The sequence below is a fragment of the Streptomyces minutiscleroticus genome (assembly GCF_014650875.1).
Lineage (GTDB): Bacteria > Actinomycetota > Actinomycetes > Streptomycetales > Streptomycetaceae > Streptomyces > Streptomyces minutiscleroticus.
Map to the genome: position 1 here is coordinate 173,132 of NZ_BMVU01000005.1, position 26,879 is coordinate 200,010.

Consider the following 26,879-nt stretch of genomic DNA (forward strand, 5'->3'; position numbering starts at 1 on the left):
CGTAACCCGCTCACCGTGCATGATGGCAGGACCCGCTGACAAAGGGCATGTGATCAAGGACAATCAGCATCTCGAGCTGCCGGAGAACGGAGTGAGCGGTGTCCCTACCTGCCTGGAACAAGGTCGACGCCGGAACGATGGTGCGCGGCGCCCTGTGGCTGGTGCAGGTCGTCGGTGAGGGAAACACCTTCACCAAAGAGCAGATTCGCGAAGCTTTTCCCGGTGTGTCCCAAGCTGACCGCCGCATTCGCGACCTTCGGGACTTCCACTGGGTCATCCTCACTAACTCTGACGATGCGACGCTGGCGGCCGAGGACCAGCGCTTCGTCAAAGCGGGTGTCCCTGTCTGGGACCCAGCGGCCCGCCGCGCAGCCGCGCCACAGAAGGCCATCTCCAACAAGGAGAAGCAGGCCGTCATGGCCCGCGACGACTACATGTGCAGCATTTGCGGCATCTCTGGCGGCGAGGCCTACGTAGATGACTCGAACCAGACCGCCGTACTCTCTGTCACCCGACGCGAAACGGTACTTCCGGATGGACGGCAGCGCATGCTGCTCGTCACGGAATGCAAGCGGTGCCGTGCGGGTGGTGACGGCCAGCCCGCTCGCGCCGATGAAACGCTGGCCGACATCGAGGCACTCGACCCCGCCGACCAGCGCCGGCTTCTCCGGTGGATAGAGCGGGGCAGACGAAGCCCTGTGCCTCTGGATCGGGCTTGGAACGCCTACCGACGGCTGCCAGCCGATGCCCGTGACGAGGTACGCGCAGCACTCAAGAACTGATCGCTCCCCGCCCTGTCGCGAAACGCGTAAGGCATGCGGGTTTTATGCTCGTCAGCGGTCAGCCGTAGACTGCACCACCCGCCCGGTTCGTCATCCCCGCCAGGTGATGTCGCTGAAGAGCGACAGTCAGAGCGCCGCTGCGGGATCTGTGTTCAGGCGGGTGCCCGCTGTGATAGTGAGCCGAGCAGAGTCTCGGCCTCGCGCTGGCTTGGCCCGCGCGTCTGGAAGGAGATCGAATGACGGCGTCGGAGCGCGACAGACAGCTCGAGGTCGTCGAGATCTGCGCGGGCGCGGGAGGCCAGACCCTCGGGCTGGAGCGGGCGGGATTCCGCCATCGTCTCGCCGTGGAGCTCGACGAGAATGCCGCACGGACCCTCCGCCTCAATCTGCGGGACGTCCTCGGCTACAGCGAGAAAGAGGCAAAGAGCTCCGTAGCAATCGGCGATGTTGCTGACTCCAGTGTCTGGGAGCCCTCTGAGTACAAGGACATCGATCTGCTCGCTGGCGGTGTACCATGCCCGCCTTTCAGTATCGCGGGTAAGCAGCTCGGCGCCAATGATGAACGCGACCTTTTCGCCTGGGCAGTAAAGCTTTGCGGAGAAATCCAGCCCAAGGCGCTCCTGCTGGAGAACGTCCGAGGCCTCAGCGCTAACCGCTTCACCGCCTACCGGCAGCATGTTCTGGACTTGCTCCATGAATACGGCTACATCGGCGACTGGAAGCTGCTCCACGCTAATGAATTCGGCGTCTCCCAGCTCCGGCCGCGCTTTGTACTAGTTGCCCTTAAGCAAGAGTTCGCGGAGTACTTCGAGTGGCCCACACCCAACAAGGAAGAACCACCTACGGTGGGAGAACTCCTTAAGGACCTCATGGCGAGCGAAGGCTGGGAGGAAGACCAAGTCGCCGAGTGGGTTGAGAAGGCAAATGATATCGCGCCGACGATTGTAGGCGGCTCAAAGAAGCACGGCGGTGCCGACCTGGGTCCTACACGCGCAAAGCGCGCATGGGCGAAGCTCGGCGTGGACGCTATGGGCGTGGCCAACAGCGCTCCCGAGAAGGGGTGGCGAGCTCCTGACGGTGTACCTGGGCCGAAGCTCACCACTGCCATGGTGGCCCGGATTCAGGGCTGGGACGACATCGAGCCACTTGAAGGCAGCGACCCGGCCACAGAGGGTGAGTTCCGCTGGAAGTTTCACGGACGTAAGACATCTGTGTACCGGCAGATCGGCAATGCTTTCCCTCCTCCGGTGGCCAAGGCGCTGGGTGTGGCCATCAGGAAGGCCATTCGCCAGGAGGGTGAACGCAAGACTCTCGTAGAGAACACCAATCGCGTTCTCGACCCCGTGTACAAGCTGCTCCGCAGCAACGCCCGCCCGCTGACGCTCGACCAGATCATCGACAAGCTCGCCAAGCAGGGCGTTTCTCTTGAGCAGCCAGAAGTAGAGCGGCATCTGAACCATCTCGGCCATGACTTCACGGTGACGATGACAACCCGATCTAGCGGAGCTGTCGCTTATACCCTCGGCGAATTCAAGGCGTTCACCGGGCAGGAAGACCACCAGCGACACGATCTGTTCAACCAGCACCGGGCCAGAATTAGCTGAACTCGCACGATACCAGCCCGAACGCACAGCATCGCCCTCGCCACATGACTAAGCAGGCCAGCCGCCTGCTTTGGGCTGCGCAATCGTAGCTTTTTTACAGTTCCCTTCGGGACTTATCGCGCATAGCAATCGGTCGGCTCGAAAGCTCCTGAAGCTCTCGGGCCGACCGATTAAGGATTCTGACGCACGCCTTATGCCTATAGGCGTTGAGGCACACGTCCAGGCCGAGTACGTTTCACGCCACCTCTGCCTCGTAACGCACCTGAGCCCGGTCCAGCAGCTCATCCGGGTCGCCACCCTGCGCAGCAAGCCAGTGCAGCAGGTCCGCGATGGCGCCGGTGGCCGACTCCTCCAGCACCGCGCACGTCGGCACCGTCGCGGAGCCGGCGCCGGTAGTCCTCCGGTACTCCTCCAGCAGCGCCGTGGCCCGCTGGACCCGGGCGCAGTGACGCACGGAGGTCAGAGGGATCTCGCACCACACCGCCTTGCCCGTGGCAGTGAGCAGCGTGCCCCATGCGAGGCTCATGGTGGCGAGCAGGTGAAGCCCTCTGCCGCACTCGTCCTCACAGTCCGCCAAGCGCTGAGTCAATAGGACATGGCTCTTGTCGTGAAGTTCCACCCGGAGCCTGTCATGGGCCGGCTCCAGGACGAGGGTGGCCGCAGCCCCCTCTCCCACGTGTTTGATCACGTTCGTCGCCAGTTCGGTCATTGCCAGCTCGGTCTCCTCCGCGACGGCCGAGACCCCCCACTGCCCGAGGGTGAACCGGACCCTCTTAGCAATCCGATCTCCTCGGGTACCGCCCGGAACGGCATCACACTTCGCAAGCGCGGTTCGGCGTCGCTGTAGTACGGCACGATCGCTCTCCCTCCGCATCACACAGCACTGCGCCTGCCGTATCCGTACGGCTGCACTCTGTGACTACCTATGCCGAGTATGACAGCGAGAAGTATTGCTGTGTAACTTCTCACGAAACTCGGTCGAGTGAATCTGGTAGTACGCCAGCTTCCGCCCGACCTAGCCTGACGGGTGCTCACCAGGTATGTGGTGCGCTGCCACGCCGGGGAGGAAAGACCACATGTCCGTCAGAGCCACGACCCGTCGCCGCCAGCTGGGCGCAACCATGCGGAAGCTACGAGCCGCAAAGGGCATGACGCTGGAAGAGGCCGGCCGTCTCGTCGGGGTCTCAAAGGCGACTGTCAGCCGGTACGAGACCCAGGCCGGACCGGTGAAATGGCTGGTCATCGATGCGCTCTGCCGCATTTACGGGGTGAGTGAAGCCGAGCGGCAAGCAGTCGTCGCCCTCGCCAAGGACACCAAGCAGCAGGGCTGGTGGAACTCCTTCGCCGACTTCATCCCAGAGAGCATGAACCTGCTGCTCACCCTTGAGGACGAGGCCACCCGCGAGGACCACTTCTCCTGCGTCTACGTGCCGGGACTTCTGCAGACCCGGAGTTACACCACCGCTTTGCAGCAGGCCAACGAGATGCGACGGTCACCGGAGGAGATCGGGCGGCTGGTCGACATCCGCATGAAACGACAGGAGATTCTGGCCCGTCCTGATGCGCCACACCTGTGGGCCATCCTCGATGAGTCGGTGATCCGCCGCGTGGTCGGATCACGCGCCGTCATGCGCGAGCAGCTCGACCACCTGACGACCGCGAGCGAATCCTCGAATATCACGCTGCAGGTCCTGCCATTCGCCAAGGGCGCCCATGCCGCCGCGCTCGGCAGCTTCGTGATCCTTGGGGGCGTCGAGCCATCCCTCGACGTCGTGTACGTCGACCTCCATGTCGGCTCGCTCTTCATGGAGAAAGAAGAGGAACTGCGACGTTACCGGCTTGCGTTCGAATACTTGCGCGCACAAGCCTTGGACATCGACGCCTCATCATTGGTGATCAGGCGCGCTCGTGAGGAGTTGTGAGATGTCCCTTGGCCTCGGTACAGACAGGTTGCCGGAGTCGGCATGGTTCAAGTCGTCGTACAGCGGCGGGAACGAGACCGAGTGCGTCGAATGCGCACGTGTGGAGGACGACGTCCTCGTGCGCGACTCGAAGCGCGGCGAGGGCCCTGTGCTCGTCGTTCGGGGTCCGGCCTGGAACGCGTTCACACGGGCACTGCTGGACGGCCGGATGAAGGGCTGAGCTACCGCCGGGAGCGCGCGGAAGGGGCCGGGGCGGCAGGCCCGTAGAAGTTCGTGCAAGTCCATGGCGCGTCGGCACGGTCCGCCGCAAGCCTGGTCACATCGATCGTCACTGAGGGCATCGGAGGACAACGTGGCGTTGCACCGGCTGGGCAAGGATCCGGAGAGTCCCAACAACGGGTCTCCGACCGTCTACCTGGACGACGAGACCGGCAACTACATCCTGCAAGGGTGGCGGGTGACGGACGCCGGGCGTCTGGCACAGCTGGACGTCCCCGACCATGAAACAGTGATCGAGTTCCCGCGGCGCATGATGCGGTTCTTCCCGGAGGTGAGCGGTGGCGCAGGAGCCAACGTTTGAGGATCTGTTCCGCTCCGCTCGACGCAGCGCCTACCACCTGGAGATGCGGGACGCGTACGGGCTCGACGACGACTACCGGGAGTGGGCTTCGGGCAACCGGTTCGACCCGGCGGAGCGCTGGCCCTGGTGGATCGAGCTGGTCTCCGCGGCGGTGAACCGCGGCGTGGCGGTGCACCGGGCGCGCATCGTCTCGGAACCCGTCTCCCCGTACGTTCGGTACGAGTACGAGCTGACGGGCGGGCACAACGTCAAGGCCGGCGAGGCCGTGCGCTGGCTCCCCCGCAGGCAGGCCTCCGGGCTGGCGCTGCCCGGCAACGACTTCTGGTTGTTCGACGACGAGTCGGTGCTCTTCAACCACTTCGCCGGCGACGGGACGATGACCGGTGAGGAACTGGTGACCGACCCGACCATCGTGTCGCTGTGTTCCTCCGCGTTCGACTCCGTGTGGGAGATTGCGATCCCGCACGAGGAGTACCGACTCGCCTGACGTACGTATCCGGAACGATCCACGTGACCTCACCGTCCCCTATCCGGCGGGCTCGGGAGGCTTTGGGCAAGCGGCTGCGCGAGATCCGCAAGGACTCGGGACTGACAGCGCGCGAGCTCGCCTCCCGGGCCGGCTGGCACGAGAGCAAATGCAGCCGCATCGAGAACGGCCGTACCACTCCTGCGGACGACGACCTGCGTGCGTACACGCTGCACTGCGGCGCCACCGGTCAGACGGCCGACCTGATCGCCACGGCCCGGAACATAGAGGGTGCGTACGTCGAGTGGCGGCGCATGGAGCGCTCCGGACTGCGCCGTGCGCAGGAGTCGGTGATACCGCTGTGGGAACGCACCCGGCACTTTCGTGCCTACTCGTCATGGCTCGTTCCCGGCCCGCTCCAGACCCGCGCGTACGTCGAGGCGCTGCTCAGGTCAATTCGCGACCGCCGCGCACTGCCGGACGATCTGGAGCAGGCCGTGCAGGTCCGTGTGGACAAGCAGCAGGTGCTGTACGAGGGACCCCGTCGTTTCGCGGTGCTCCTGGAGGAGAGCACGCTGCGGCATCGCATCGGCGGCGCCGAGACCATGGCCGGACAACTCGGCCACCTGCTGTCTCTGGCGACCCTGCCGAACATCAGCCTGGGCGTGATCCCGCTCAGCGCGGACCGCACGGCGCTGTGGCCCGTGGAAGATTTCTGGATCTTCGACGACGCGCAGGTCAACGTCGAACTGGTCACCGCCTTCCTGACCATCACGCAGCCGCATGAGGTGCGTATGTACGCCCAGGCCTTCACCGCTCTGGCGGATCTCGCGGTGTACGGCGCCTCCGCCCGAACGCTGATCACGTCTGCCATCGACTCCCTCGGGTGACCGCGCAAGTCCGTACACGTTCGTTGAGGCGGCTCCCCCGCCGTTCCTAGCTTGTTTCTCCTGGGACGCAACCAGGAGGGATGAGCAGTCATGGCGAACGAGGCGCGGGAACGGCTCGGCGAGGCGATCGAGCCCTTCGGACACGAGGGACGCCTGTTCGTCGTCGGGAAGCCCGGGGATCTCCTGGGTGAGAGCCCGGAAGGAGCGGATCCCGCTCCGCACTCCGCCATGACCGCTCCCGTAGACGGCCGTCCGCCGTTGATCGAGCGGGTTCGTGAGGCCAATGCCCGCAGCAGGGGCGAACTGCTGTGAATCCGTCCTTCGTCCTGGCCGTGTCCGCACCTGTCCGGGATGGGCCCTCGCCGGGTCCCACCCCCGCCCGTCATGGGCCTGAGCGAGAAGGAACCCACGTCATGACCATGAGCGTTGCCGTCACCACGAGCCGTACCGGTCGATCCCTGGTCGACCACGAGTTGTTCGACCGTCTCGTCTCCTTCCTGGAGTACGAGGAGAAAGTGCCCCGGGCCAAGGCCGAGAAGGTCATGGACCAGGCGCTGGCCTTCCTCTGGATGAGCGGGCACCGCAAGGACGTGCCGCTGTCGCCGTCGAAGCAGGTCGATCCCGGGTGGCACGTCTTCCTGCTCCACTCGCGCGAGTACGCGCGGTGGTGCCAGGAGCAGTTCGGGCGGTTCCTGCACCACAACCCGTTCAAGGGTCAGCGGCTGCGGGACGGCGTCGCCGTCCGGCGGACCGTGGACGCGATCGAGGCTGCCGGGTTCACCGTCGACCGCGACCTGTGGGGTGTGGCGGCCGAGTGCAATGAACCCACCTGCTGCGGCGATGGTCCGTGCTGCTGAGCGGGGACCGTTCGGCCGTCGCCGGTCGGAACGAGATCACCGCAGTAGGCCGCGTCACCGTGTTTCCGCTGGAAGGGCTCGTCGTCGCCTACACCACGCGGTCCGGCGACGCCCGCGGGCTCGGCGAGATCGGAGTCGTCGCCGTGGTGGACGAGGCGGCCGACGGCGAGGAGCTGTGGCTCCTGGCCAGGGAGTTGGGCGGGCGGAACGGGACGCAGGAGCAAGCCCGCTGGATTCTCACCCAGGCCGGCCGGGCCCGGTACGTGAGAGCCGACCGCTGCGGTGATCGGCCCGGCACGCGCTGGGCTGCGTACATCCGTCGGAGCTTCGTTCTCGACTCGCTCTTCGCGAATCACGAAGTGCTGCTGACCGGACGTATGCGTCTCGCTTCCCCCGGAGAGGACGGGGAGGTGACCACTTCGACGGGGGACCGGTGAGGCACGTGCGGGAGGGGCGGGCCGGTGCGGTCCGCCCCTCGTCCCGTTCGCGTACGACGCGGTCGGCCCCGCTCAGGCCGCCGGGGGCAGTTCCGCGCGGCCGAACAGGAGGGCGTAGCCCGAGGGGAGCGTGGCGAGCACGCGGGTGATCAGGTCGTCCTCCAGCAGGGAGGCGACCGCGGTCAGGACCGAGCCGGCGTGCCAGCGGGCCGTCGCCGGGGGGATGTCCTCGCGGGACGCCAGGTCGTCGACGAACTCGGCGGCCGTCACCCGGCGGGTGGCGGGCACCTGGGACGCCAGGGCGCGGGCCGCCTCGCGGGGCAGGCGGTGGGCCAGGTCCACGCGCTCGTCGCCGATCACCTGGGCGCCGAGGGCGGACAGCACCGCGCGGGTGACGCGCCCGGCCTCCGCGGCCGAGGTGTACTGGCCCTCCAGCCGCACCGCCGCGATCAGGTCCTCCCAGGTCACCGGGGGCAGTGGCGCGTCCGGTGACGGCGTCCGCGTCCTCGTCCCCGGGGTCCGTGCCGGGCCCGGCACGGTGGATCTGATCGTCACCGCGGGCACGGTCGGCGCGGTGGACTCGGAGACGGTCGACACGTGCACGGTCGGTACGGTCGGCGCGGGCGTCGTTCTCGGCGCGGTGGACGTCGTCGGCGGCGTGCTGGTCGCGCTCATCGTGCGGGGTTCTCCTCCGATTCCGATCCGGTCGGTTCTCTTCAGGTCGGTTCGGTCCGGTCAGTCCGGTCCTGCCGGGGCCCGGCCGGGTGCGGCGGGCCCGTGGGCTCGGGCGGGCAGGGGCGGGGCGGCCGTCAGGCAGCGGCGGCCGCCCCGTCACGCGTCCGTCACTTGCCGATCTGCCGGCGCTCGCTGCCGCCGCTGATCTGGATCTTGCGGGGCTTGGCCTTCTCGGCCAGCGGGATGCGCAGCGTCAGGACACCCGCCTCGTACGAGGCCTCGATGCGCTCGGTGTCGAGGGTGTCGCCGAGGAACAGCTGGCGGCTGTAGACGCCGGTCGGGCGCTCGGAAGCGATCATCTCCGCGCCCTCGGGGGCGGGGGAACGGCGCTCGGCGCGGACGTTGAGGACATGGCGCTCGATGTCCAGGTCGACCGTCTCGGGGTCGATGCCGGGGAGGTCGAAGTGGACCACGAGGTCGTCACCGGCGCGGTAGGCGTCCATCTGCATGGCGGCGGGACGCCCGGAGCTGAAGACCTGCTGGGCGAGCCGGTCGAGCTCGCGGAACGGGTCGGTGCGCACGAGCATCACAGATCACTCCTTCCGTAAGGGGGCCAAGTGCGATGCCCTAACGCCTTCTTATATAGCTCGAAGGAGGAAAGTTGACAACACCCGACTCATGGCCGGTTCGCGACCCGCGCGGGCGGGTGCGGGGGCGGTCGCGGACGGCGTCCGCCAGGAGACTAATCTCGGGCGGAACAGACGCATACGTGCGCGTACGCACCGGCACGCGCTGGTGCTCATCGGCGCACATCGGTACGGCCGGGTGCGGCCCGGTGCACATCGGGCCGCACCGCGAGAGGCAGGCAGGCATGGCGAAGGTTCCAAGCGCGGCGGTGGCCGCGACCGGGCTCATCGGCGGGTACGGCGTGGCCCGGTGGACGAAGAAGCGGCAGCTCGGCGGGGCCGTGCTGGCCGTCGCGGGGGCCGCGGCCGCGCAGCAGTGGCGGCAGCGGGCCGGCGGGAGGGCCGCGTCGGCGCTGACCGCCGCGTACGTCGCCGCCTTCGCCGGGTCGCACCCGCTGGCCAGGAAGGTCGGCGCCTGGCCCGCCGTCCTCGGTGTCACCGGGGCCGTGGCGCTGGCCTCGTGGGCCGTCGCCGACCGCCGCGCCGCCCGGTCCTGACGGGCGCGGATACGGGCACGGGCACGGGCGGAGCAGCAGAGGGAGAACGGGGCGGCGGGTCGGCTACGGCCGCGTGGTCGGCCGGAACGCCCTGCGGTACGCCTGCGGGCTGAGGCCCACCACCCGCTTGAAGCGGTCGCGGAACGCCGTCGGGGAGCCGAAGCCCGCCTGGTGCGCGATGCGTTCGACCGGGTGGCCCGTGGTCTCCAGGAGGTGCTGGGCGCGGCGGACCCGGGCCCGGTGCAGCCACTGGAGGGGCGTCGTGCCCGTCTGCTCGCGGAAGCGGCGGTTGAGCGTACGGGCGCTGGTGCCGGCGCGGGCGGCGATGTCGTCCAGCGTCAGGTCGCGGTCGGCGTTCTCCTCCATCCAGCGCAGGAGCGGTTCCATGGTGGCGCCCGCCGGGGCGGGCGGCCGGGCGTGGACGATGAACTGGGCCTGGCCGCCCTCCCGTTCCAGCGGCATGACGGACAGGCGGGCCGCGTGGGCGGCGACCGCCGAGCCGTGGTCCAGGCGGATCATGTGCAGGCACATGTCCATCGCGGCGGCGGCGCCCGCCGAGGTGAGGAACTGGCCGTTGTCGACGTAGAGGACGTTCGGGTCGACCTCCACCTCCGGGTACAGGGCCGCCAGGTCGCCGGCCGCGATCCAGTGCGTGGTCGCGCGGAGCCCGTCCAGCAGGCCGGTGGCGGCGAGGAGGAACGCGCCGACGCAGATCGAGGCGATGCGCGTCCCGTTCGCGGCCGCCTCGCGCAGGGCCTCGGCCACGCCCGGCGGGAGCGGGAGCGCCGGGTCCTCGGTGCCCGGAAGGACGATCGTGTCCGCCTCGGCCAGCGCCTCCAGGCCGTACGGAGCGCGCACGGTGAAGGGGCCCGCGCTCACCTCCTCCGCCGGTGAGCAGACCCGGACGCGGTAGGGCGCGCGGCCGTCGGGGAGCCGGGCCCGGCCGAAGGTGTCGATCGGGGCGGAGAGGTCGAAGGGGATGACCCCGTCGAGGGCGAGTACGGCCACGGTGTGCATGGCGGGAGCGTAGGGCTGCGCCGGGTTCCCGCCAATCGGTGCCTTGTGCCTCCACCGGCGGGTTCAGGGCGCGTCGTGGTGGGCCGTGGTCGCGGGTACGGGCAGGTCATGGGCCCTGTCGTCGGGCCGGGCGGGTTCCGCCGGGTTGCGGGGCCCGTGGCGAGAATCCGTTGAACCCTGGCATTCCTGCCGCTTCTCGGGGGCCGGGCCGCCTCACTAGCGTTCCCGCGTGACCAAGTTCCTCCTCGCCGTGCACGTCCTCGCCGCGATCGTCGCCGTCGGGCCCGTCACCGTGGCCGCCAGCATGTTCCCGCCCGCCGCGCGGCGGGCCCTCGCCCGCCCCGGGAACCCCCGGGCCGCGGAGACCCTGCGGCTGCTGCACCGGATCTGCCGGGTGTACGCCACGATGGGCGTCGTCGTGCCGGTCTTCGGGCTCGCCACCGCGAACAGCATGGGCGTCCTCGGCGACACCTGGCTGGTCGTCTCCATCGTCCTGACCGCGCTCGCCGCCGCCGTCCTCGTCGCGTTCGTGCTGCCCCGGCAGACCGCCCTGCTCGAAGCCGCCGGGGCGGGCGACGAGCACGAGCACGGGTACGGGGACGGTGCCGGGGCGGGAGCCACGTCCGCGGCGGGTACGGTGCCCTCGCCGGCGGCGGCCGGCGAAGGCACCGCCGCCACCGGCACCCCCGCCGCCTCCGCCACCGCTGCCGCCTCCTCCGCCACCGCTCCCGCCGCCGTCGCGGATCCGCGCGCCACCGTCCGGCTCGCCATGTTCACCGGCGTCTTCAACCTTCTCTGGGCGGCCGTCACCGTCCTGATGATCGTCCGCCCCGGCTCCACCACCGGCGCCTGACCCGCCCGTCCCGCCGGACGGACGGGCCGTACGGAGGCCGTCACACCGGCCCGCCCACCGAAGTCCCCGCGGCTCCCGCGGCCCCCGCCGCCCCCGCGCGGAACAGGCCCTCCGCGGCGTCCTCCTCGTCCCCGAGGGAGCCGCGGGCCGCCGACGCCGCGACCAGGGTTCCGGCGGCGATCAGAAGGGTGACGAACGCCCAGGTCAGAGGCCACGGTGAGGCGTCGGGGTCCGGGTGGGCGCGGAACGAGGCGTACAGCAGGGCCGTGGGCGGCGCCGCCACCAGCAGCAGGGGCCAGCCGCGGGCGTCGCGGCGGCCGAGGTACGCGGCCAGCAGGAGCAGTGTCAGCGCGAGGGCCACGACGCCGGCGCCCGTCACCGGGGTCGTCCCGGCCGTGGAGCCCGGGCCCTCGGGGCGGTCGCGCAGGTCCCAGGGGATGAAGAGCAGATAGGCCGCCGCGGACAGGGCGGCGCCCAGCAGGCGGATGAGCCAGCGTTCCGTCCAGGGGCGTTTCGAGAGGCGCCCCAGCAGCTTCTCGGTCATGGGGACGAGGGTTCCTCGTCCGTACGGGGCCCGACAGAGTACGCGTACTCATTCGATTCGAGTCATTCGATTCGGGTCACCGGTCCCCGGAGCCCCGGGTTCCCGGCGTCCCGGCCTTCCGGCCTCCTGGTCTTCCGGCCCCCCGGTCTTCCGGCCCCCCGGGGCGTCACGCGCGCGGCGGCGGTACGCCACTCGCGTGCGTACCGCCGCCGTACGTGCCGGGGGCCCCGCCGTGTGCGCCGTGCGCGCCGGAGGTCCGGGGCCGCGTCAGCCCGTGCCGCCCGTCGGGGCCGTGGGGGGCTGCGGCGACGCGGCCGTCTTCGCCTTCGCGGCCGCCGAGGACAGCGGCGCGGCGATGTCCTCCAGGGACCGGCCCTCGGCCTTGACCGCGAGGAACGCCGCGACCAGGCCCGCCGCGCACATCAGGCCCGCGCCGATCTGGAAGGCGAGGACCGTGTCGCCGACCTGCCCGCTCTCGGTGAGGTCGGCGAAGATCAGCGGGCCGCTGATGCCGCCGGCCGCGGTGCCGATGGCGTAGAAGAAGGCGATCGCCATGGCGCGGGTCTCCATCGGGAAGATCTCGGAGACGGTGAGGTACGCGCTGGACGCGCCGGCGGAGGCGAAGAACAGCACCACGCTCCAGCAGGCGGTCAGGGTGGTGGCGGAGAGCGAGCCCTGGTCGAACAGCCAGGCCGTGCCGAACAGCAGGATGCCCGAGAGCAGGTACGTGCCCGAGATCATGATGCGGCGGCCGACGGTGTCGAAGAGCTTGCCGAGCAGCAGCGGGCCGACGAAGTTGCCCGCGGCGATCACGGCGAAGTAGTAGCCGGTGCTGCCGGTCGGCACGTCGAAGAACGTGGTCAGGATGGCGCCGAAACCGAAGGTGATCGCGTTGTAGAGGAACGCCTGCCCGATGAACAGGGCCAGGCCGAGGACCGCGCGGCGCGGGTAGCGGCCGAAGACCGTTTTGGCGATCAGGCCGAAGCCGATGCTCTTGCGCTGGTGGATGGTGAGCTCGGTGTCGACGGGCGGCAGCCGCTCGCCCTTCTCCTCCTCGATCTCCCGCTCCACCGACGTCACCAGTTCCTCGGCGTCCTCGCCGCGGCCGTGGATGAACTGCCAGCGCGGGCTCTCCGGGACGTGCCGCCTGACCAGCAGGACGACCAGGCCGAGGACGACGCCGAGGGCGAAGCTGAGCCGCCAGCCGAGGTCCTTGGGGAAGATGTCGGTGTCCAGCATCACGATGGACAGCAGGGCGCCGCCGATCGCGCCGAGCCAGTAGCTGCCGTTGATGATCAGGTCGACCCGGCCGCGGTACTTGGAGGGGATCAGCTCGTCGATCGCGGAGTTGATGGCCGCGTACTCGCCGCCGATGCCGAAGCCGGTGAGGAAGCGGAAGAGGAAGAACCACCAGGACTCGAAGGAGAGGGCGGTCAGCGCCGTGGCCGCCAGGTAGACGGCGAGCGTCACCATGAACAGCTTCTTGCGGCCGTAGCGGTCGGTGAGCCAGCCGAAGAAGAGGGCGCCGGAACAGGCGCCCGCCACGTACAGAGCGGCGGCGATACCGGTGACCTGGGCGGAGGTGATGGCCAGGCCGCTGCCGTCCTCGGCGAGGCGGCCGGCGACGTTGCCGACGATGGTGACTTCCAGACCGTCCAGGATCCAGACGGTGCCGAGGCCGATCACGATCATCCAGTGCCAGCGCGACCACGGCAGGCGGTCGAGCCGGGCCGGTACGGACGTGGTGACGGTGCTCTCGGCCCCGGTGGCGGCGCTTCCGGCCCCCCTTGCGGCGGCTTCGGACATGGGCTCCCTCCTCGCCTCGACGGACGAACGCCCACCGTGTTCCCGCGGAATGCCTGGTTACGCCGTCGGTGCGCCCCCGTCGGCGGGTACCGGGCGGGGGCGGACGACGGGCACCGGGCGTCCCGGCGTCAGGCGCCGCCGAGCGCGTGGGAGACCGCGTAGATGACGAGGCCGGCGAGGGAGCCGACCACCGTGCCGTTGATCCGGATGAACTGCAGGTCGCGGCCGATGTGCGCCTCGATCTTCTTCGAGGTGTGCTCGGCGTCCCAGCCGGCGACGGTGTCGGTGATCAGGGCGGTGATCTCGTCCCGGTACGTCGTCACGACGTACACGGCCGCGCCCTCGACCCAGCCGTCGACCTTGCCCTGGAGACGGGCGTCGGTGGCCATCCGGGCGCCCAGCGACAGCAGGGCGGCGCGCACCCGCAGCCGCAGCTCGCTGCGCTCGTCCTCGGCGGCGGACACGATCATCGACCGTACGGCCGTCCAGGCGGAGGCGATCAGGTCCTGGACCTCGCCGCGGGCGAGCACGTCCCGCTTGAGCTGCTCCACGCGCGTACGGGTGTCGGTGTCGGACTGCAGGTCGGAGGCGAAGTCGGTGAGGAAGCGGTCGAGGGCGGCGCGGGCGGGGTGGCCCGGCATGTCGCGCATCTCGGTGACGAAGCGCAGCAGCTCCTTGTAGACCCGCTCGCCCACCTTCTTGTCGACGAACCTCGGGGTCCAGCCGGGGGCGCCGCCCTGCACGGCGTCCATCACGGAGTCGCCGTGCAGCACCAGCCAGTCGTGGGCGCGGGCGCAGACCAGGTCGACGACGCGCTTGTGGCCGCCGTCCGCGACGATCTTCTCCAGCATCTTGCCGAGGCCGGGGGCGATCTCGCGGGCGTCGGCGCGGCGGGTGATCGCCTCGCCGACGACGGCCTGGACGTCGGAGTCGCGCAGGACGGCGAGGGCGCCGCGCAGGGCCGTCGCCAGTTCGGCCGTCACCCGGTCGGCGTGGTCCGGCTGGGCGAGCCAGGCGCCGAGGCGGCTGCCGATGCCGACGGCGCGCAGGCGGTCGCGGACGACGCCGGAGGAGAGGAAGTTCTCGCCGACGAAGTCGCCGAGGGAGGCGCCGAGCTGGTCCTTCTTGGTCGGGATGATCGCGGTGTGCGGGATGCGCAGACCGAGCGGGTGGCGGAACAGGGCGGTGACCGCGAACCAGTCCGCCAGCGCGCCGACCATGCCGGCCTCGGCGGCCGCGGCCACGTAACCGGTCCAGGCGCCCGCGCCCGCGTTGCCCGCCCAGGTGGCGAGCGCGTAGACCACGGCGACGAGGAGCAGCAGGCCGGTGGCGGTGAGCTTCATCCGCCGCACGCCGCGCCGCCGCTCCTCGTCGGTGGGGCTCTCCGCGAAGCCGCCGGCGGCCGCGCGGGCGGCGGAGGCCCGCAGCATCCGCTCGGAGAGCGAGCGGTGGCGGCCCTCGGAGCCGCCGGCCCCGCGCCCGCCCCCGGACGCGCCGCGCGCACCCGGGTCGCCGGCCTCCCGCCCGCTCGGGCCGTCGGTTTCCCGCCCGCTCGGGGCGTCGGTCCTCCGCGTGGCTCCGGGCGTGCCCCGCGTGCCCGGGCCGTCCGTCTCCCGCGCGTCCCCGGACGCGCCCCGCGGCGTATGAGATTCGTCGAAATTCGAGGGATCCATCCACTCCACCCGTTCCCGGTTCCCCGTACCCATTGTCCCTTCCTGACCGACTCCCGGAACAAAACACGAGTTCCCCGCGTCTGTTCTCGCGGGAGAAGTCGCCAGGGGTCCTGTCCGCTTCCTCCTGCCCCATGCCGCATGATGGGGTCATCACATCGGAGCCTCGGGCTCCCTCTGCTCGAGGAGACACGCACCGCATGACCAAGCGTCACGGTTATGCCTTGCTCGCCGCGATGATCGCCGTGATCGCCTTCGTCTCGGCCGCCATCTACGCCGGAGCCGCCTCCGACGGCGGTACCGACGACCGGAAGACGCTCGCGAGCGGCCGCACACCGCACAACACCGCAGCCCCCGCCGCCGCCGGTACCTGGGTCGGCGCCTGGTCGGCCTCCCCCGCGGGGGCCGAGCCCGGCACCGAGACCGAGGGCCTGGCCGGGCGCTCGGTCCGCAACGTCGTCCACGCGGGCGTCGGAGGGACGAGTGCCCGCATCACGCTGTCCAATCTCTACGGACAGCGGCCGCTGACCGTCACGCACGCCTCCATCGCCGTCGCGGCGGGCACCGACACCGACGACGGCACCGGCAACGGGGCCGCTCCGGGCGACGACACCGTTTCGGGTGACAGTGCCCCCACGGACGGCGGAACCGCGGACGGCGCAACCGCGACCGGCGGCACGGGCGCGTCCGCGGTCGCCGACACCATGCGCCGCCTCACCTTCGGCGGCAGCACCTCCGTCGCGATCCCGGCCGGCCGGCAGGTCGTCAGCGACGCCGTCCGCATCGTGGTCCCGCACGACACCGACCTGCTGGTCACCACGTACTCCCCCACCCCGTCCGGCCCGGTCACCTACCACCCGCACGCCCGCGAGACCTCCTACGTCGCGCAGGGCGACCGCACGGAGGACGTGTCCGGCGCCGCGTACACCGAGCAGACCCCGTACTGGCGGTATCTGACGGCGGTCGACGTGCTGAGCCGCGAGTCCGAGGGCACGGTCGTCGCCCTCGGCGACTCGCTGACCGACGGCGTCAGCTCGACCGTCGGCGAGAACCGGCGCTGGACGGACGTCCTGTCCGACCGGCTGCGCGCGGCGGCCGCCGACGGCGGGCCCCGCTACAGCGTCGTCAACCAGGGCATCAGCGGCAACCGCGTCCTCAGCAGCGGCCGCGGCCGCCCCGCCGACAACCCCAGCGGCCTGGACCGCTTCGAGCGCGACGTGCTCGGCCGGGCGGGCGTCCGCGTCGTCGTGATCGACCTCGGCGTCAACGACATCCTCCGCACCCCGCACGTGACGGACCCGGACCGGATCACCGACGGGCTGCGCACCCTGGTCCAGCGGGCCCACGCGCGCGGGCTGCGGGTCGTCGGCGCGACGCTGATGCCGTTCCAGGGTCACCGCGGCTACCGGCCGGACCTGGAGGCGACGCGCCAGGCGGTGAACGCGCAGATCCGCGCAGGCCGGGTCTTCGACGCCCACGTCGACTTCGACGAGGCGCTGCGCGACCCGTACGACCCGCGCAGGCTGCGCGCCGACTACGACTCGGGCGACCATCTGCACCCCAGCGACAAGGGGTACGAGAAGATGGCGAACAGCTTCGACCTGTCCGTCCTGAAGGGGTCGGCCCCGGCCGAGCTCTGACACGGCGTCAGCCGTACGGCGCGGCAGCGCCCCGGGGCCGGTGACCGGCCGCCCGGGGCGTTCGCCGTTCCCGGCGACCGCCCTTGCCCCGTCGGCACCCTCGGCCCCGTCCCGGCCCCGGCTCCACCGGTCCGCGTCCGGCCCCCGCCCGCATCCCGGTCCCGCCGGCCCGCTCGGTCCCCGTCCCGGCTCCGGTCCCGCCGGCCCGTCAGGTCCCCGTGCGCGCCCCGGCTGCGGCTCCGCCGGTCCGCTCAGTTCGCGTCCGTGCCCCGGCCGCGGTCCCGGCGCTCCTCCCGCGCCTCGCGGCGGGCCTCCCGGCGCTCGCGGCTCTCCTCCCGCCGCTCGTGCAGGTCCTCCAGCATGTCCATCGCGTCGCGGTGGGCGTCGAGCATCCCCTGGTAGCCGTGGCCCAGTGCCTGCGCGCCGGGCGACCTCGGCTCCTTGCGGGCCGCCCTGCGCTCCAGCCTCTCCTGGCGGCGCTCCTCCTTCAGGCGCTGCCGCTCGGCCCGGGTCAGCTTGCGCTCGACGCCGACGCCGCCCCAGAAGGCGAAGCCCTGGACGACCACGCGCGGGGCGCCGGGCTCGCCGGGCACGCCGTCCTCGCGGTGGTCGAAGCCGCCCATGATGCCGATGCCGCGCACCACGACCTCGACGCCGGGCGGCACGACGACGTTCACCCCGCCCATGATCGCCACGCAGTTGACGACGACCTCGTGGTCGGCGAAGTACGCCTCGCGCAGGTCGATCTCGCCGCCGCCCCAGAACGCGAAGGAGTTGAACCGTCTGGGCACCGTCCAGCGGCCCTTGCGCTGGAACCCGGCCATGACCGCGACGCCCCACGACGACGAGCCCTCGCCGCCGACGACGCGGTCCGCCCAGGCACCGGTCGCGGCGGGCCGCGCCGAGTGCTTGGACAGGTCCACCACGGGCGCGCTCACGCCCGGCGCGGGCAGGTCGCGGGTGAGCGGCGCCAACTCGCCGTACGTGCGCGCCCGGTAGGCCGCCTCCAGCCGCTCCTCGAACTCCTCCATGGTGAGGCGGCCCTCGGCGACGGCATCCCGCAGTTGTTCGGCGACCCGCTCGCGGTCGGCGTCCGAGGCCCGCAGATCGGGGAGTTCGTCGGTCATGGAAGCAGCCTACGAGGTAGCCGCGCGGGCGGCTACGAGTACGGGACCGCCGGGCGGTCGCGCGTACGGGCCCCGGGCGGCTACGGGACGACCTGCCCCGCGTACATCTTCGCGATGACGGCCTCGATGTCGGGCTCGCGCACGGACAGGTCCACCACCGGGTACTCGGCCGCGAGCCGCGCCACCAGCGGGGCGGCCGACCGCCCGGCGGGGAAGGCGAGCCACTGCCGCGGCCCCTCCACCCGCACCACGCGCGCCGCGTCCGTCTCCACGGGCGGCAGTTCGCGCGCGAAGTCGACGACCAGGGTCCGCTCGCTCTCCCCCACCTCGTGCAGCCCGGTCAGCGGGCCGTCGTACATCAGGCGCCCGTGGTCGATGACCATCACGCGGCGGCACAACTGCTCGATGTCGGTGAGGTCGTGGGTGGTGAGGAGGACGGTGGTGCCGCGCTCGGCGTTCAGGTCGCGCAGGAACCCGCGCACCTTGACCTTGGAGACCACGTCGAGGCCGATGGTGGGCTCGTCGAGGTAGAGCACCTCGGGGTCGTGCAGCAGGGCCGCGGCGATGTCGCCGCGCATCCGCTGGCCGAGCGAGAGCTGGCGGACCGGCACGTCCAGCAGGCCGCCGAGGCCGAGGAGTTCGACGCAGCGGTCGAGGTTCTCGGCGTACCGGGCGTCGGGGACGCGGTACATGCGGTGCACCAGCCGGTACGAGTCGATCAGCGGCAGGTCCCACCACAGGGTCGTGCGCTGTCCGAAGACGACGCCGATGCGGCGGGCGAGCCGGGTGCGCTCGCGGGAGGGGTCGATGCCGGCGACGCGCAGCCGGCCCGCGCTCGGGGTGAGGATGCCGGTGAGCATCTTGATCGTGGTCGACTTGCCCGCGCCGTTGGGGCCGATGTAGCCGACCATCTCGCCGCGCCGCACGGTGAAGGAGAGCGAGTCGACCGCCCGCACCCGCCGCCGCTCGCTGCGCAGGAACCCGGTCTTCCTGCGCACGTCGAAGACCTTCTCCACGCCGTCGACCTCGATGAGCGCCTCGCCGGCGCCGCCCGCTTCGCCGGTGCCGCCCGTTCCGCCGGTGCCACCCGTGCGTCCTGTGCCGTCCGCTGTCGTCATGTGGTTCAGCTCCCCGTGCTCCGGTACGAACGAAGGCCCGCGCGCCAGGCCAGGCCCGCGAGCGCGCAGCACGCCACGGCCACCAGCGGCGGGGTGAAGGCGACCCACCGCGGCAGGTCGAGCGGATAGGGGCGGCCGAGCACGTACAGGCCAGGCAGCCAGTTGACGAAGGCGAGCGGCAGCACGAACGTCACGCCGCGCACCATCTCCCGGGCGAAGACGGTCGGCGGGTACTGGAGCATCGTCGTGCCGCCGTACGTGAACGCGTTCTGCACCTCGGCGGCGTCGTTCGCGAGGAACTGGAACGCCGCTCCCGCCAGGAACACCGCGCAGAAGATCCCGGCGCCGCTGAGCACCATCACCGGGACGGTCAGCACCTTGCCCGCGGTCCAGTCGACGTCCAGCACGGCCACGGCGTACCCCAGCACGGCCAGGCCCTGGACGATCCGGCCGAGCCGGCGCAGTGCGAACCGGTCGGCGGCGACCTGCGCGAGGACGGGCACCGGACGGACCAGCAGCGTGTCCAGCGTGCCGTCGCGCACCCGGCGGCCCAGCCGCTCCATGTTGCCCAGCGCGAGGTCGGCGAGGCCGAAGGCGGTGGAGGAGGTGGCGTAGAGGAAGGCGATCTCGGGCAGCCCGTAGCCGCCGAGGGCGTCGACGCGGGAGAACATCAGCAGGATGGCGACGAAGTCGAGGGCCGTCGTCAGGAGGTTGCCGAGGGCGGTCATGGCGAAGGACAGGCGGTAGGCCATCGTGGACCGGATCCACATGCCGGCGATCAGCCAGTAGGCGCGTACGCCCTCCGCCGCACGCCCCGGACCGCCCCCGCGGCCGGAACCGCCGGATCCACCCGGGCCACCGCGCCCGTTCGGACCACCGGATCCACCCGGACCGCCACGCCCGTCCGGGCCACCGGGCCCGCCCGGGCCGGGCCTCTCCCCCGCCTGCGCCGTGGCGGCCGTGCCTTCCTCGTCGGCGGGACGTACCGGAGGTACCGGGCGGGCCGGATGCGCCGGACGGACCGGATGCGCCGGGCGGGCCGGACGGAGCGGATCAGCCACCCTGGACCACCACCCTGCGCGTCGCCACCGTCTGCAGCAGCCGTCCGGCCGCCAGCAGCGCGGCCGCCCACAGCACCTGGAAGGCGTACGCGCCGAGCAGGCCGGACCCGGTGTGCCGGCCGAGGAGCACGTCGGCGGGCACCTGGATCAGCGAGGACCAGGGCAGCACGCGCGCGATCTCGCCGAGCGCGCCCGGGAACACGTTCAGCGGCAGCAGCATCCCGGAGAAGAAGTTTCCGGCCAGCCACGCCATCTGCGTCACGCCCGTCCCGTCGAGCAGCCAGAACGCGCTCAGCGCGACCAGGAAGCGGAGCGCGAAGCTCACGACCAGCCCGAGCACGGCGGCGAGGAGGAAGGCGAGCCAGCGGACCGGGTCGGCGGGCAGCGCCAGGTCGAAGACGAGCGCCCCGCACAGCATCGGCACGACACCCCGGCCCAGCAGCTGGAACAGGGCGCGGCCCGCGTCCCCGGCCAGCCACCACATCTGGAGGTCGACCGGCCGGTACAGGTCGATGGCGACGTCGCCGGTGCGGATACGCTCGATCAGTTCGTTCTCGAAGCCGCCGCCCATGATCGCCATCGTGGTCAGCAGCGCCTGGCCGAGCCACACGTAGGTGAGCGCCTGGGACTGGTCGTATCCTCCGAGATCCGGCCGCTCGTCCCACAGCGCGATGTACGTGCAGGCGAGGATGAGGCCGAACACCGTGTTGGTGAACACCCCCGCCGCCGTGGCCACTCGGTAGGTCGCGTACCGTCTGAAGCCCCCCGCCGCGACGGTCGCGTACAACCGTCCAGTGCCCACGGCAGTCGTCCTCCCTGATCGTGCGAGCCAAAGCGCAAGAGCGTAACGGCGGGCTCTCCAGGGGTGCCACGCATTTTCTCCGCACGGCGCGCGCCACGCGCCGGGAACGGAACGCAGGGTGCGAGAGTCTTCAAGAGGGGGCGCACCAAGGCGTACGGGTACGCACACCACGTACAACGCGAAACGGAGTTCCGCACAGCATGAGCGACCAGCCGCAGCCGCAGCAGCCGAGTGAGGGCCGGGGATCACGAGATCCCGGCACCCCGCCCGCATCCGCGGCGGACGGGGCGGACGGGGCGGCCGCGACCGACGGAGGGGACGGGGCGGCCGGGTCCGGCCCGGCCGTCCCGCCCGCCGGGTCCGGCGGAGCCGGCAGGGCCGACGGGCCCCGCCGGACCGACGGAGCCGCCTCCGGGGCCGACGCGGCCCGGAAGTCCGCCGAGGCCGCAGGGTCCACTGGGACCACAGGGCCCACCCGGGCCACAGGACCCGCCGGGACCGCAGGACCCGCCAAGTCCCCCGGGGCGACGAAGCCCGGTGGGGCGCCGGAGTCCCGCGGGGCGTCGAAGCCCCCTGGGGGAACGGACTCCCGCGGGACGGCAGAGCCCCGTGGGACGGCGGAGTCCGGCAAGGCCGCCGGACCTGCGGGTGCCACTCGGCCCACCGACGCCGGTCGGCCCACGGGCGTGACTCGGCCCACTGGTGCCGGTCGGCCCACCGGACCGGCCGGGGCCGCCGGTGCCCCGAAGTCCTCCGGCGCCGCGGGGTCCTCCGGTCCTGCGGGGCCCGCCGGTGCCGGGACGACCGGCAAGGCCGCGTCCGCCGGTGCGGCGGCCGCCGGGGCCGCCGGAGCGGGAGCCGCGGGGAACGCCGCGGCGGCCCGGGCGGCCAGGGCCGCCAGAGCCGCCGCCAAGAGGAACGGAACGGCCGGCCCGGCCGCGGCGAACGGAACGGCCGGGACGCCCGGAGGCACCGGGACGCCCGGAGCCGCCGGGGCCGGCCGGGCGAACCGGACCGCCGGGGCGGCAGGCTCCGCCGGAGCGGGTGCTGCCGCCGGAGCGGGCGCCGCCGGCTCGGCGAGTGGTGCCCCCAGGGCCGCCGAGACCACCATGCAGCTCGGCAAGTACCCGGCGGCCGGAGAGCACGGCGCGACCGGAACCGCCGCGTCCGCAGGGGCGGCCGGGGCGCTCGGGGCCACGGCGGCGTTCCCCTCCGCGGACGCCTCCGACGGAGCGCCCGGCGGCCCCGGGCGGAACGGCGGGTCCGGACAGAACGGCGACTCCGGCAAGCCGGGCAAGTCCGGCAAGGCCAAGCGCCCCAAGCGGACCGGCTGGCGCCGCCTCGTCCCCACCTGGCGCCTGGTGCTCGGCACGGTCCTCGGCGGACTCCTCGTGCTCATCGGCCTGTTCGCGCTCGGCTACTACATGGTCGAGATCCCGGCCGCCAACGCGGCCGCGGTCAAGCAGAGCAACGTCTACCTGTACGCGGACGGCAGCCAGCTCGCCCGCGACGGCGAGGTCGACCGCGAGAACGTGCCCCTCTCCCAGATCTCCCGCGACATGCAGCACGCCGCGCTCGCCGCGGAGGACCGGGACTTCTACACCGAGTCCGCGGTCGACCCCAAGGCGATGGTCCGCGCCGCCTGGAACACCCTCACCGGCAAGGGCAAGCAGTCGGGCTCCACGATCACCCAGCAGTACGTGAAGAACTACTACCTGGCGCAGGAGCAGACCGTCACCCGCAAGGTGAAGGAGTTCTTCATCGCGATCAAGCTGGACCGCGAGAAGAGCAAGGACGAGATCCTCGCGGGCTACCTGAACACCAGCTACTTCGGGCGCAACGCCTACGGCATCCAGGCCGCCGCCCAGGCCTACTACGGCGTCGACGCCAAGGACCTGACCGCCGACCAGGGCGCCTACCTCGCCACGCTGCTGAACGCCCCGAGCGCGTACGACGTGGTGGCCCACCCGCAGAACAAGGGCGCGGCGACGGCCCGCTGGAAGTACGTCCTCAACGGCATGGTCGAGGAGAAGTGGCTGACCGACTCCGAGCGGTCCGGCTTCGAGTTCCCGACGCCCAAGGAGGCGAAGGGCGCGGCCGGCCTGTCCGGCCAGCGCGGCTACCTCGTGCAGGCCGTCAAGGACTACCTCTTCGACAACGAGATCATCGACGAGAACACCCTGGAGGCCGGCGGCTACCGCATCACCACCACCCTGCAGAAGAAGAAGCAGGATGCCTTCGTGAAGGCCGTGGACGACCAGGTGATGGAGAACCTCGACAAGGAGAACCGCAAGGTCGACCGCAACGTCCGCGCGGGCGGCGTCTCCATCGACCCCAAGACCGGCGAAGTGGTCGCCATGTACGGCGGCATCGACTACACGCAGCAGTACGTCAACAACGCCACCCGCCGCGACTACCAGGTCGGCTCCACCTTCAAGCCGTTCGTGTTCACCTCGGCCGTGGAGAACGACTCGCGCACCCAGGACGGCCGCGCCATCACCCCGAACACGATCTACGACGGCACGGACCAGCGGCCGGTGCAGGGCTGGAACGGCGGCTCGTACGCACCCGAGAACGAGGACAACGTCTCGTACGGGCCGATCAGCGTGCGCGAGGCCACCGACAAGTCCGTCAACGCCGTGTACGCGCAGATGGCCGTGGACGTCGGGCCCGCCGAGGTCAAGAAGACCGCGGTCGCCCTCGGCCTCCCGTCCGACACCCCGGACATGAACCCCTACCCCTCCATCGCGCTCGGCACGGCCACGGCGAGCGTGCTCGACATGGCGGAGGCGTACGCGACGCTCGCCAACCACGGCAAACACGGCACGTACACCCTCGTCTCGAAGATGACCAAGGTGGGCGCGGCGGACGTCCGGCTGCCCGAGCGTTCGGAGAAGCAGGCGATCAGCCGCGAGGCCGCCGACACCACGACCTCGGTCCTGCAGAGCGTCGTCTCGGGCGGCACCGGCACCGCCGCGCAGGCCGCGGGCCGGCCCGCGGCGGGCAAGACGGGCACCGCCGAGGAGGACAAGGCCGCCTGGTTCGCGGGCTACACCCCGGAGCTCGCCACGGTCGTCGCCATCATGGGCCAGGACCCCGAGACGGCCGAGCACACCCCGCTGTACAACGCGCTGGGGCAGGCCCGCATCAACGGCGGCGGGTACCCCGCGCAGATCTGGGCCCAGTACACCAAGGCGGCGCTGAGCGGCACCGAGGTGAGCGACTTCGACCTCGACGTGAAGGAGGGCGGCGGCGACGCGGGGATGCCGACGGGCATGCCGAGCGCCCCGGAGCCCGGCACCGGCGGCACCACCGGCGACGGCACGACCGGCGGCGGCGACGTCTCGGGCCAGGACGGCGGCCAGGACATCGGCGGCACCACCGGCGGGACGGCCGACGGCGGCACCACGACCGGTGGCACCACCGGCGACGCGACGACCGGCACGGGCGGCACCACCGACACCGGCGGGACCACCGGCGACGGCACCGCGACCGGGGGCGGCGCGGCCGACGGCGGCACGAGCACGGGGGCCGTCGGCGGGACACCGACGACGGGCGGCGTCACCGGCGGCACGGCCGACGGCGGCGCGGGCACGGGCTCGACCGGCGGGACGACCACCGGCACCGGGACAACGCCCCGGACGCTGAGCGGCCGGGACGACTGAGCCGCGGGGGATCCGTCCGGGAGGGCCCTGCCCTCCCGGACGGGTCCGGACGCCGACGGGCCCCGGTCCGGACCACCGCACCTGGTGACCCGGACCGGGGCCCGCGCATTCCGTACGGCGGCGCGCCCGCGCGTCCCGCGCCCGGATGCGCCCCGGACGTTCCGTGCGGGCCTCGCCCTTCGTACGGGCCGGACGCTCCGTACGGGGCGTGCGGCGGCTCAGTGCCCGGAGGTGGCCTTCAGGCCGACCACGGCCACCAGCAGCAGGCAGACGAAGAAGATCCGGGCCGCCGTCGCCGGCTCGCCCAGCACGACCATGCCGAGGACCGCCGCGCCGGCCGCGCCGATGCCGACCCACACGCCGTAGGCGGTCCCGATGGGCAGCGTCCTGGTGGCGTACGACAGCAGGAGCATGCTCGCGACGATCCCGGCGCCGGTGAGCACGCTCGGCACGAGCCGGGTGAAACCGTCGGTGTACTTCATCCCGACCGACCAGGCGACTTCCAGCAGACCGGCGACGACGAGCAGGAACCAGGCCATGAGAGGCACCTCCGTATGAGAGATCAACAGGGGTGCGTCGTCTTTGCCTGTCCCGGTACGGCGCGTCTCGTCGGGTGCCTTCCACGGTAGCCGAGCGGGCGCGGGAAGAGCGGTGCGGAAGACACCGGGGGCCGGTGACAACGGTCACCGGCCCCCGTGCGCAGCCCTCTTCCCGGACGCGCCCGCGGCCGCCCGGTGCTCCGGCGCGTCCTGCGGCGCCGCGCCCGAGGGGCGCGGCGTCACGGGGCCGCAGACACCTACAGGTACAGCCCGGTGGAGTCCTCGGACCCCTCGAAGCGGTCCGCGGCCACCGCGTGCAGGTCGCGCTCGCGCATCAGCACGTACGCGATGCCCCGCACCTCGACCTCGGCCCGGTCCTCCGGGTCGTACAGGACGCGGTCGCCCGGCTCCACCGTGCGGACGTTCTGCCCGACCGCAACGACCTCCGCCCAGGCCAGGCGCCGGCCGACCGCCGCGGTGGCCGGGATCAGGATGCCGCCGCCGGACCGGCGCTCACCCTCGGAGGCGTCCTGCCGCACCAGCACGCGGTCGTGCAGCATACGGATGGGCAGTTTGTCGTCTTGCGTGCTGTGCTCAGTCGTGTTGGCGCTCACGGTCCGAAACCTACCTGGCTTTCCGGCGGGCGTACGCCGCCGGGTCAGCCCTTGCGGCGGCTGTTCACCACCAGGAGCCCGACCAGGCCCACCGCGACGAGCGCCACGGGCACGATCCGCTCCAGGCGCGGCGCGCCCGCCTCCGTGACGAACTGGTGCTTCACGTCGGTGACGACCCGGTTCACGCCCACGTACGCGCGGCCGAGCGAGTGGTCGACGCTGGAGGCGACCTTGGCCTTGGCGTCGCCGACGATCGTCTTCGGGTGCACCCGGACGCCGATCTCGTCCAGCGTCTCGGCGAGGTTCTCCCGGCGGCGCTTGATGTCCGCCTCGATCTGCGCCGGAGTCCTGGTGTCCGGCGTGCTCGACGTGTCCGTCACCGCGTTGCCTCCGTGGTCGTATAAGGGATGTTCTGTTCTGGTGGACAGTCTGTCAGCTCCGCCCGCCGCACACCGCCCGGCACCCCCATTACGCTCGGGTCCGTCATCACGTACCCGCTAGGAGACCCCAGATGAGCGAGCGACTTCAGCCCGGCGACACCGCCCCCGCCTTCACCCTGCCCGACGCCGACGGCAACGAGGTCTCCCTGGCCGGCTACAAGGGCCGCAAGGTCATCGTCTACTTCTACCCGGCGGCCCTCACCCCCGGCTGCACGAAGCAGGCCTGCGACTTCACGGACAACCTCGACGTGCTGGCCGGCGCCGGCTACGACGTGATCGGCGTCTCCCCCGACAGGCCGGAGAAGCTGGCGAAGTTCCGCGAGCAGGAGAACCTGCGGGTCACGCTGGTCTCCGACCCCTCCAAGGAGGTCCTGGAGGCGTACGGCGCCTTCGGCGAGAAGAAGCTGTACGGCAAGACGGTGACCGGTGTCATCCGCTCCACGGTGGTCGTGGACGAGGACGGCAAGGTCGAGCGGGCGCTCTACAACGTCAAGGCCACGGGCCACGTAGCCAAGATCATCAAGGACCTGGGCATCTGACCGCCCGGCACGGCGGGGCACGGGGCGGGGCCGGAACGGGCGGCAGGT

The 26,879-nt window shown here is 71.6% G+C and carries 29 protein-coding genes and 1 riboswitch; of the genes, 15 read left to right on the forward strand and 14 right to left on the reverse strand.

From position 1 onward, the window contains the following. Positions 1-98 precede the first annotated feature (98 nt). Both IE271_RS09415 and IE271_RS09420 read left to right on the forward strand, forming a co-directional pair. On the forward strand, positions 99-782 hold the full coding sequence (locus IE271_RS09415) for a KpnI family restriction enzyme N-terminal domain-containing protein (protein ID WP_229919215.1): 684 nt from the start codon (positions 99-101) through the stop codon (positions 780-782). A gap of 236 nt (positions 783-1,018) precedes the next feature. Beyond that, positions 1,019-2,386 (forward strand): DNA cytosine methyltransferase, encoded by a 1,368-nt coding sequence (locus IE271_RS09420; protein ID WP_190189744.1) that lies wholly within the window; start codon positions 1,019-1,021, stop codon positions 2,384-2,386. 235 nt (positions 2,387-2,621) lie between these two features. Here the strand turns inward: IE271_RS09420 and IE271_RS09425 are convergent, their stop codons facing one another. Next, positions 2,622-3,095, reverse strand: a complete 474-nt coding sequence (locus tag IE271_RS09425) for an ATP-binding protein (RefSeq protein WP_308435165.1) — start codon at positions 3,093-3,095, stop codon at positions 2,622-2,624. Positions 3,096-3,462: 367 nt separating this feature from the next. On the opposite strand from IE271_RS09425, the gene IE271_RS09430 reads away from it, so the two are divergent. From IE271_RS09430 to IE271_RS09465, 8 genes are all read left to right on the forward strand, one after another. After that, positions 3,463-4,308 (forward strand): helix-turn-helix domain-containing protein, encoded by an 846-nt coding sequence (locus tag IE271_RS09430; RefSeq protein ID WP_190189745.1) that lies wholly within the window; start codon positions 3,463-3,465, stop codon positions 4,306-4,308. A 1-nt stretch (position 4,309) separates the two neighbouring features. After that, positions 4,310-4,528, forward strand: coding sequence for a DUF397 domain-containing protein (locus IE271_RS09435; RefSeq protein WP_190189746.1), 219 nt, complete (start codon positions 4,310-4,312; stop codon positions 4,526-4,528). A gap of 132 nt (positions 4,529-4,660) precedes the next feature. Continuing rightward, the gene (locus IE271_RS09440) at positions 4,661-4,888 is read left to right on the forward strand and encodes a hypothetical protein (protein ID WP_190189747.1); all 228 of its coding nucleotides are present in this window, start codon (positions 4,661-4,663) and stop codon (positions 4,886-4,888) included. Then, positions 4,866-5,375, forward strand: a complete 510-nt coding sequence (locus tag IE271_RS09445) for a DUF6879 family protein (protein WP_190189748.1) — start codon at positions 4,866-4,868, stop codon at positions 5,373-5,375. The genes IE271_RS09440 and IE271_RS09445 overlap by 23 nt, the downstream gene beginning before the upstream one ends. Before the next feature lie 23 nt (positions 5,376-5,398). Further along, positions 5,399-6,244: a helix-turn-helix domain-containing protein gene (locus IE271_RS09450; protein WP_190189749.1), complete on the forward strand. Its 846-nt coding sequence runs from the start codon at positions 5,399-5,401 to the stop codon at positions 6,242-6,244. A gap of 90 nt (positions 6,245-6,334) precedes the next feature. Further along, the gene (locus IE271_RS09455) at positions 6,335-6,556 is read left to right on the forward strand and encodes a hypothetical protein (RefSeq protein WP_190189750.1); all 222 of its coding nucleotides are present in this window, start codon (positions 6,335-6,337) and stop codon (positions 6,554-6,556) included. A gap of 101 nt (positions 6,557-6,657) precedes the next feature. Continuing rightward, positions 6,658-7,101: a glycine-rich domain-containing protein gene (locus IE271_RS09460; RefSeq protein ID WP_190189751.1), complete on the forward strand. Its 444-nt coding sequence runs from the start codon at positions 6,658-6,660 to the stop codon at positions 7,099-7,101. A 59-nt stretch (positions 7,102-7,160) separates the two neighbouring features. After that, complete coding sequence (locus IE271_RS09465; protein WP_229919216.1) at positions 7,161-7,538, forward strand: hypothetical protein; 378 nt, start codon at positions 7,161-7,163, stop codon at positions 7,536-7,538. 72 nt (positions 7,539-7,610) lie between these two features. Here IE271_RS09465 and IE271_RS09470 read toward each other — a convergent pair whose 3' ends face one another. Both IE271_RS09470 and IE271_RS09475 read right to left on the reverse strand, forming a co-directional pair. Next, complete coding sequence (locus IE271_RS09470; protein WP_190189752.1) at positions 7,611-8,213, reverse strand: DUF2267 domain-containing protein; 603 nt, start codon at positions 8,211-8,213, stop codon at positions 7,611-7,613. 167 nt (positions 8,214-8,380) lie between these two features. Then, positions 8,381-8,800 (reverse strand): Hsp20/alpha crystallin family protein, encoded by a 420-nt coding sequence (locus IE271_RS09475; RefSeq protein WP_190189753.1) that lies wholly within the window; start codon positions 8,798-8,800, stop codon positions 8,381-8,383. 284 nt (positions 8,801-9,084) lie between these two features. Between IE271_RS09475 and IE271_RS09480 the strand changes: the two genes are divergently transcribed. Then, entirely contained in the window at positions 9,085-9,396 is a 312-nt protein-coding gene (locus IE271_RS09480; protein WP_190189754.1) for a hypothetical protein, read from the forward strand. Between the two features lie 63 nt (positions 9,397-9,459). Here IE271_RS09480 and IE271_RS09485 read toward each other — a convergent pair whose 3' ends face one another. Beyond that, complete coding sequence (locus tag IE271_RS09485; protein ID WP_190189755.1) at positions 9,460-10,413, reverse strand: GlxA family transcriptional regulator; 954 nt, start codon at positions 10,411-10,413, stop codon at positions 9,460-9,462. Between the two features lie 229 nt (positions 10,414-10,642). On the opposite strand from IE271_RS09485, the gene IE271_RS09490 reads away from it, so the two are divergent. Beyond that, positions 10,643-11,266: a DUF2269 family protein gene (locus tag IE271_RS09490; RefSeq protein ID WP_190189756.1), complete on the forward strand. Its 624-nt coding sequence runs from the start codon at positions 10,643-10,645 to the stop codon at positions 11,264-11,266. 40 nt (positions 11,267-11,306) lie between these two features. On the opposite strand, the gene IE271_RS09495 is transcribed toward IE271_RS09490, so the two are convergent. The 3 genes from IE271_RS09495 to IE271_RS09505 form a co-directional block, all read right to left on the reverse strand. Next, a complete protein-coding gene (locus tag IE271_RS09495; RefSeq protein ID WP_190189757.1) occupies positions 11,307-11,810 on the reverse strand; it encodes a hypothetical protein in 504 nt (167 codons plus the stop codon). Positions 11,811-12,077: 267 nt separating this feature from the next. Beyond that, on the reverse strand, positions 12,078-13,616 hold the full coding sequence (locus tag IE271_RS09500; RefSeq protein WP_190189758.1) for an MFS transporter: 1,539 nt from the start codon (positions 13,614-13,616) through the stop codon (positions 12,078-12,080). 128 nt (positions 13,617-13,744) lie between these two features. Next, the gene (locus IE271_RS09505; protein ID WP_190189869.1) at positions 13,745-15,046 is read right to left on the reverse strand and encodes a DUF445 domain-containing protein; all 1,302 of its coding nucleotides are present in this window, start codon (positions 15,044-15,046) and stop codon (positions 13,745-13,747) included. A gap of 440 nt (positions 15,047-15,486) precedes the next feature. On the opposite strand from IE271_RS09505, the gene IE271_RS09510 reads away from it, so the two are divergent. Further along, positions 15,487-16,926 carry an SGNH/GDSL hydrolase family protein gene (locus IE271_RS09510; protein WP_190189759.1) on the forward strand — a complete coding sequence of 480 codons (1,440 nt, stop codon included), beginning with the start codon at positions 15,487-15,489 and terminating at the stop codon, positions 16,924-16,926. A 251-nt stretch (positions 16,927-17,177) separates the two neighbouring features. Here IE271_RS09510 and IE271_RS09515 read toward each other — a convergent pair whose 3' ends face one another. From IE271_RS09515 to IE271_RS09530, 4 genes are all read right to left on the reverse strand, one after another. Further along, entirely contained in the window at positions 17,178-18,053 is an 876-nt protein-coding gene (locus IE271_RS09515; protein ID WP_190189760.1) for a DUF1707 SHOCT-like domain-containing protein, read from the reverse strand. Positions 18,054-18,133: 80 nt separating this feature from the next. Beyond that, positions 18,134-19,171 (reverse strand): ABC transporter ATP-binding protein, encoded by a 1,038-nt coding sequence (locus IE271_RS09520; RefSeq protein WP_190189761.1) that lies wholly within the window; start codon positions 19,169-19,171, stop codon positions 18,134-18,136. Between the two features lie 5 nt (positions 19,172-19,176). Next, positions 19,177-20,232: an ABC transporter permease gene (locus IE271_RS09525; protein WP_373308739.1), complete on the reverse strand. Its 1,056-nt coding sequence runs from the start codon at positions 20,230-20,232 to the stop codon at positions 19,177-19,179. Further along, positions 20,225-21,034, reverse strand: coding sequence for an ABC transporter permease (locus tag IE271_RS09530; RefSeq protein WP_190189763.1), 810 nt, complete (start codon positions 21,032-21,034; stop codon positions 20,225-20,227). Before IE271_RS09530 ends, IE271_RS09525 begins: the two co-directional genes overlap by 8 nt. Before the next feature lie 1,109 nt (positions 21,035-22,143). Between IE271_RS09530 and IE271_RS09535 the strand changes: the two genes are divergently transcribed. Then, positions 22,144-24,699, forward strand: a complete 2,556-nt coding sequence (locus tag IE271_RS09535) for a transglycosylase domain-containing protein (RefSeq protein WP_229919217.1) — start codon at positions 22,144-22,146, stop codon at positions 24,697-24,699. A gap of 218 nt (positions 24,700-24,917) precedes the next feature. Here the strand turns inward: IE271_RS09535 and sugE are convergent, their stop codons facing one another. The 3 genes from sugE to IE271_RS09550 all read right to left on the reverse strand — a co-directional run bounded on the left by sugE (position 24,918) and on the right by IE271_RS09550 (position 26,232). Then, a complete protein-coding gene (gene sugE / locus IE271_RS09540) occupies positions 24,918-25,238 on the reverse strand; it encodes a quaternary ammonium compound efflux SMR transporter SugE (protein WP_190189765.1) in 321 nt (106 codons plus the stop codon). 31 nt (positions 25,239-25,269) lie between these two features. After that, positions 25,270-25,334, reverse strand: a riboswitch (guanidine-III (ykkC-III) riboswitch). A gap of 161 nt (positions 25,335-25,495) precedes the next feature. Then, positions 25,496-25,798, reverse strand: a complete 303-nt coding sequence (locus tag IE271_RS09545; protein WP_373308741.1) for a GroES family chaperonin — start codon at positions 25,796-25,798, stop codon at positions 25,496-25,498. A gap of 98 nt (positions 25,799-25,896) precedes the next feature. After that, positions 25,897-26,232 (reverse strand): DUF3618 domain-containing protein, encoded by a 336-nt coding sequence (locus IE271_RS09550; protein ID WP_190189767.1) that lies wholly within the window; start codon positions 26,230-26,232, stop codon positions 25,897-25,899. Between the two features lie 131 nt (positions 26,233-26,363). On the opposite strand from IE271_RS09550, the gene bcp reads away from it, so the two are divergent. After that, positions 26,364-26,831 carry a thioredoxin-dependent thiol peroxidase gene (bcp, locus tag IE271_RS09555; protein ID WP_190189768.1) on the forward strand — a complete coding sequence of 156 codons (468 nt, stop codon included), beginning with the start codon at positions 26,364-26,366 and terminating at the stop codon, positions 26,829-26,831. Positions 26,832-26,879: the final 48 nt, after the last annotated feature.